Source organism: Actinophytocola sp. (genome assembly GCF_045807065.1).
Classification (GTDB): Bacteria; Actinomycetota; Actinomycetes; order Mycobacteriales; family Pseudonocardiaceae; genus Actinophytocola.
The window spans coordinates 1-5698 of record NZ_JBJMIE010000289.1 but is presented as its reverse complement, the minus strand read 5'-3'; the positions used below and the strand labels follow the sequence as shown (position 1 = coordinate 5698).

General features: G+C 68.3%; 5 protein-coding genes. All 5 read right to left on the bottom strand.

Translation table 11 applies throughout. The annotated features are described in order from the left end of the window. On the bottom strand, window positions 1-1119 hold a 1119-nt coding region (locus ACJ73U_RS16735; protein ID WP_407778552.1), incomplete at its 3' end, for a penicillin-binding transpeptidase domain-containing protein. Further along, window positions 1116-2570: an FtsW/RodA/SpoVE family cell cycle protein gene (locus ACJ73U_RS16730; RefSeq protein WP_407778551.1), complete on the bottom strand. Its 1455-nt coding sequence runs from the start codon at window positions 2568-2570 to the stop codon at window positions 1116-1118. The genes ACJ73U_RS16735 and ACJ73U_RS16730, both read right to left, overlap by 4 nt. Next, on the bottom strand, window positions 2570-4027 hold the full coding sequence (locus tag ACJ73U_RS16725) for a PP2C family protein-serine/threonine phosphatase (protein WP_407778550.1): 1458 nt from the start codon (window positions 4025-4027) through the stop codon (window positions 2570-2572). The genes ACJ73U_RS16730 and ACJ73U_RS16725 overlap by 1 nt, the downstream gene beginning before the upstream one ends. Next, window positions 4024-4482: an FHA domain-containing protein FhaB gene (locus ACJ73U_RS16720; protein ID WP_407778549.1), complete on the bottom strand. Its 459-nt coding sequence runs from the start codon at window positions 4480-4482 to the stop codon at window positions 4024-4026. The genes ACJ73U_RS16725 and ACJ73U_RS16720 overlap by 4 nt, the downstream gene beginning before the upstream one ends. A gap of 56 nt (window positions 4483-4538) precedes the next feature. Beyond that, window positions 4539-5698 (bottom strand): DUF3662 and FHA domain-containing protein (locus tag ACJ73U_RS16715; RefSeq protein WP_407778548.1); only part of this gene is annotated, 1160 nt, incomplete at its 5' end.

Here is a 5698-nt window from a genome sequence, read left to right as displayed (position 1 = left end):
GCCGCCGTTGGCGATGGTGGCGGCGATCGAGCAGTTCTGCAGCGCGGTCAGCCGCACGTCCTTCTGCCCGATGCCGCTCTGGAACAGCGCCGGCCGGTCCGGGATCGTCATGCACTGGCCGTTCGCGGCCGGCCCGATGCACGACGGCACGACCGTCATCGGGATCTTCAGGTCGCTGTCGCCGATGCCGTACTTGGTCGCCTGGTCAAGCAGCTTGTCCTTGCCGAGCTGGTCGGCCAGCTGCGCGAACGCGGTGTTGCAGGAGTGGGCCAGCGCGCTCTGCATGGTGCCGTCGCCGCAGCTGGCCCGGCTGTAGTTCGCCAGGCAGGTGGACGCGTCGGTGTCGCAGTTCGTGTCGCCGTTGATCACGTTGATGCCCGGCGACTGGGTGACGGGCGTGTTCTTGTCCTTGCCGTCGCTGAGCGCGGCCGAGGCGGTGACCAGCTTGAACGTCGAACCCGGCGCGTAGTTCTCCGAGATCGCCCGGTTCAGCATCGGCTTCGCCGGGTTGTTCGCGTCCTTGTACTGGTCGTAGGTCTTCTGCTGCACGGTGCCGTCGGGGCTGGCCAGATCGGACGGGTCGTAGGACGGCGTCGACACCATCGCCAGGATCTGGCCGTCGTCGGGCTTGATCGCGACCACCGCGCCGGTGAAGCCGTTGCCCGTCATCGCGTCGTACGCGGCCTGCTGCACCTTCGAGTTGATGGTGGTGACGATGTTGCCGCCGCGCGGGTCCCGGCCCGTGATCAGGTCGGACAGCCGGCGGACGAACAGCCGGTCGTCCGAGCCGTTGAGGATGTCGTTCTCTTTCGCCTCGAGACCGGTCGCGCCGTAGCGGACCGAGTAGAAGCCGGTGACGGGCGCGTACATCGGCCCGTTGGCGTACGTGCGCTGGTACTGCAGGCGACCGTTCGTCGCCTTGACGTTCGCGATGATCTGCTTGTCGGCGGTGAGGATCTTGCCGCGCTGCCGCGAGTACTCCTCGAGCAGGACCCGCCGGTTGCGCGGGTCGGTGCGGTAGTTGTCCGCCTTCACGATCTGGATGTAGGTGGCGTTCGCCAGCAGCAACATGATCATCGCCAGCATGGCGAGCCCGACCCGGCGTAGCGGTGTGTTCATTGCGGCCGCTCCACCATGACCGTTCCTGCCTCCGCGATCGGCACCTGGTTCACCTGCTTGGGCTTCTGTCCGGTCTGCGGGCGCCGTGCCGCGTCTGAGATCCGCAGCAGCAGCGCGACCAGCACGTAGTTGGCCAGCAGCGACGAGCCGCCGGCGGAGAGGAACGGCGCCGTGATGCCGGTCAGCGGGATCAGTTTGGTGACGCCGCCGACGACCACGAACACCTGCATGATCAGCGCGAACGAGAGGCCGCCGCCGAGCAGCTTGCCGAAGGTGTCGCGGACGGCGACCGCGCTGCGCAGGCCGCGCATCGCCAGCAGCATGTACACCATCAGCACCGCGGCGAGGCCGATGAAGCCCAGCTCCTCGCCGATGGCCGCGGTGATGAAGTCACTGTTGGCGAACGGCACGATGTCCGGCCGGCCGGCGCCGAGGCCGGTGCCGCCCACCCCACCCGTGCCGAGCCCGAACAGCGCCTGCGCGATCTGGTAGCCGTCGCCGTAGTAGTCGGCGAACGGGTCGAGCCAGTTCGCGACGCGCGCCCGCACGTGGCCGAACACCTGGTAGGCGATCAGGCAGCCGACGACGAACAGCGACAGACCGACGCCGATCCAGATGCCCCGCTCGGTCGCCACGTACAGCATCACGAGCACGGTGCCGAAGAACAGCAGCGACGTGCCGAGGTCCTTCTCCGCGACCAGGACCAGCACCGAAACGCCCCAGCAGAACAGGATCGGCCCGAGGTCGCGGGCACGCGGCAGGTCGACGCCGAGCACCCGCCGGCCGGCCGCGATGAACAGGTCGCGCTTGGAGACCAGGAACGCGGCGAAGAAGATCAACAGCAGGATCTTCGCGAACTCACCGGGCTGGAGCGAGATGAAGCCCAGTCGCAGCCAGATCTTCGCGCCGTTGATCGTCGGCGCGATCACGCTCGGCAGCGCCGCCGGCAGCGCCAGCAGGAACAGCCCGACCAGGCCGAACGTGTAGGCGTAGCGGGTCAGCGTGCGGTGGTCCTTGAGCACGTACAGCACGACGAGGAACATCACCAGCGCGATCGTCGTCCACAGGATCTGCTTCGGGACCGCGTTCGTCCACTCCGACTGCGACTGCAGGGCCGCCTCGGTCATGGCCAGGTCGATCCGGTAGATCATCACCAGGCCGATGCCGTTCAACAGCGCGACGCACGGCAGGATCAGCGGGTCCGCGTACGGCGCCCACTTGCGGACCGCGACGTGGGCGATGCCGAAGAGCGCCAGGTAGGCCAGGCCGTACCAGAGGATGCGGAACGAGAGCCGCTCGTTCTGGTTCGCCTCGACGAGCATCAGCGCGGCCGTCACCAACCCGGCCGCGAACGCCAGCATCGACAGCTCGGTGCCGCGCCGGGTCGGAGCGGATGAGACCTGTGCGTCGCCGGACTGCCCTTCCAGCAACCCCGAGCCCGGCTGCGCCATCAGCCACCACCCTCACGGGGTTTGCGGCAGTTCACACCTGGCTTCGCCTCGACGGACGTCGAGGTCGTCGTCGTGGTGGTCGTGCCGGTCGGTTGGCCCGCGGGCGGCGGTGCCGGGGTGCCGGTCGTGGTGGTCGTGGTGGTCGTGGTGGTCGTGGTGCCGGTGGTGACCTGACCACTGGTCGGCTGGCCGCTGGTGCGCTCCTGCTCCTTCTGGAGCGTCTCGCAGAGCTGCAGCGGGTAGTTCGTGCGGAGCTCGCGGATGAACTGGCGGGCGTCCGGGATGTTGTCGAAGCTCTCGGTGCCCTCGCGGACCGCCTCGCGGCCCAGCTGCTCGAGGTCCTCGACGTAGAACTTGTCACAGGTCGCCACGGCAGGGTCGCACGAACCCTGGACCTGGCGGTTCAGGGAGATACCGAAGATGCTGCCGCGAACCCCCTGGAAGATCGCGATCTCGCCGTCCTCGGCCTCGCCGACGAAGTATTGCTTGTTCACCACGACCCAGGTTGCCACGCCGCCGCCGGCGACGAGCAACAGCAGGACGAACAGGATGGCGAAGACGCGGAAACGTCTCCGCCGCTTCGCCTTCGGGTCCGGCGGCGGCGCGACCGGCTCCGGCTTCTTCGGCGGCGGGGGCGGCGCGGTGAGCGCGCCTGCCCGCGAGGCGGCCGAGTCCGGCGGCGGGCTCTGGTCCTGGCCGTTGCCCGCGGCACCGCCCACGATCGGGGCGTCCTCACCGAAGTCGATGTCGACCACGTCCGCGACGATCACCGTCACGTTGTCCGGGCCGCCACCCTTCAGCGCCAGCTCGATCATGCGGTCCGCACAGGCCTGCGCGTCCGGGATCTTGATCGTGTCGGCCAGCGTCTCGTGGCTGACCACGCCGGACAGACCGTCGGAGCACAGCAGGTACCGGTCGCCGGCCCGCGCCTCGCGGATGGTCAGGTTCGGCTCGACCTCGTGGCCGGTCAGCGCCTTGAGCAGCAGCGAGCGCTGCGGGTGCGTGGCCGCCTCGTCCTCGGTGATCCGACCTTCGTCGATCAGCGACTGGACGAACGTGTCGTCGTGCGTGATCTGCGCGAACTGGCCGTTGCGGAACAGGTAGGCGCGGGAGTCGCCGATGTGCACGAGGCCGATGCGGGTACCGGCGAACAGGATGGCGGTGAGCGTCGTGCCCATGCCGTCCAACTCGGGGTCGCTGGCGACCAGCTCGGCGATGGCGCCGTTGCCGTTCTGGGTGGCCTCGCGCAGCTGGGCGAGGAGGTCGTCGCCGGGCTCGTCGTCGTCCAGGGGCGCCAGGGCGGCGATGACGACTTTGCTGGCCACCTCACCCGCGGCGTGCCCGCCCATGCCGTCGGCGAGCGAGAGCAGGCGCGGTCCCGCGTACACGGAGTCCTGGTTGTTGGAGCGGACCAGGCCTCGGTCGCTGCGGGCCGCGTAGCGAAGGACGAGGGTCATGACCGTAGCTCGATCACCGTCTTGCCGATTCGGATCGGGACCCCTAGGGGCACCCGAAGGGGTGCCGTGACCTTAGCCCGGTCCAGGTAGGTCCCATTAGTCGAGCCCAGATCTTCCACGTACCAGTCCGTTCCGCGCAACGAGATCCGCGCGTGCCGCGTGGACGCGTAGTCGTCGTCCAGCACCAACGTGGAGTCGTCCGCGCGGCCGATCATGATCGGCCGGCCGTCCAGTGAGATCCGGGTACCGGCCAGCGCCCCGTGCGTCACCACCAACTGACGGGGCGCCTTGCCCCTGGTCTTATTGCTCGCCGACCGACGGAACCCGGGTACCTCGACCCGGATGCCGGCCGCGGCGTAGAGGTCTGACCTGACGACCCGTAATGCGGCCAGCACGAACAACCAGAGCAGGGCGAGAAACCCTGCTCTGGTCAGCTGCACAACCAGCTCTGGCACCTGCTGCGAACGCTCCCGCCTTGAGGGGATAGGTGAGACCGCCCGGTGAGACGGTGTCAGCCTTGGGTACGGAACACCAACGACGAGTGACCGATACGGATCACGTCTCCGTCCGCCAGCTGCCAGGTCTGCACCGGGGTGCCGTTCACCGTAGTGCCATTGGTCGAACCGAGATCCGCCAGCGTCGCCGACTGGCCGTCCCAGGTGATTTCGAGGTGCCGACGGGACACCCCGGTGTCCGGCAGCCGGAAGTCCGCGTCCTGTCCGCGGCCGACCACGTTGCCGCCCTGCTTGAGCGAGTACGTGCGGTTCGACCCGTCGTCCAGCTGCAGGCTCGCGTTGAGCTGGCGCGGACCGGTCTGCACGGCCGGCGGTGCGTAGCCCTGCTGGGCATACGGGTCGCCCTGGCCGTACCCACCCTGGCCGTAGCCCTGCTGTTGGCCGTAACCCTGGTCGTAGCCCTGCTGGCCGTAACCCTGGTCGTAACCACCCGGCTGCGGGGCGTAGCCCTGCTGCTGTTGGCCGTAACCCTGGTCATAGCCCTGCTGGCCGTAACCCTGGTCGTAACCACCCGGCTGCTGGCCGTAGCCCTGCTGCTGCTGGCCGTAACCCTGGTCGTAGCCCTGCTGCTGTTGGCCGTAACCCTGGTCATAGCCGCCCTGCTGCTGCTGGCCGTAACCCTGGTCATAGCCCTGCTGCCCGTAGCCCTGGCCTTGTTGGCCATAGCCGTACTGCTGTCCGTAAGGATCGCCCTCTGGCGGTTGGCCGTAGCCGGGAGGCTGGCTCATGGATCGGTCTCCTGCGTTGCGGGGTTGTGCCGACCGTGCTTCCCCAGGTGCCCTGGCCGGAGCCTTGACGTCCGGGTCGACAGTCGAGCGTATTCGGAACTGTCCGGTGTGCAGCGCGTCGGAGCGCTCCAGGGAGACTACGACGTCACCGTACGTGTCCCATTGCTGCTCCGCGAGATACTCCTCGACACAGTCCGCGAGCAGCGCAGTAGTGCGGTCCTCTTCGCCGGCGAAGTTGCCGAAGTCCTGAGCCCCCAGTTGCACTATGTAGTGGTTGGGAGCCAGTAGCCGGCCACCGGCCAGCTCTTTGAGGTTGACCTCACCTTCACGCAGCAGCTCCTGTGCCAGCTCCTGGGGCACCACACTGCCACCGAACACACGCGCGAAGGTGTTGCCCACGGCGTTCTCCAACTTGCGGTTGAGCCGCT

What these genes read in the sequence shown, in the direction of transcription:
- ACJ73U_RS16725 (WP_407778550.1), bottom strand. Translation starts at nt 4,027, where the DNA reads ATGACCCTCGTCCTTCGCTACGCGGCCCGCAGCGACCGAGGCCTGGTC.
- ACJ73U_RS16730 (WP_407778551.1), bottom strand. Translation starts at nt 2,570, where the DNA reads ATGGCGCAGCCGGGCTCGGGGTTGCTGGAAGGGCAGTCCGGCGACGCA.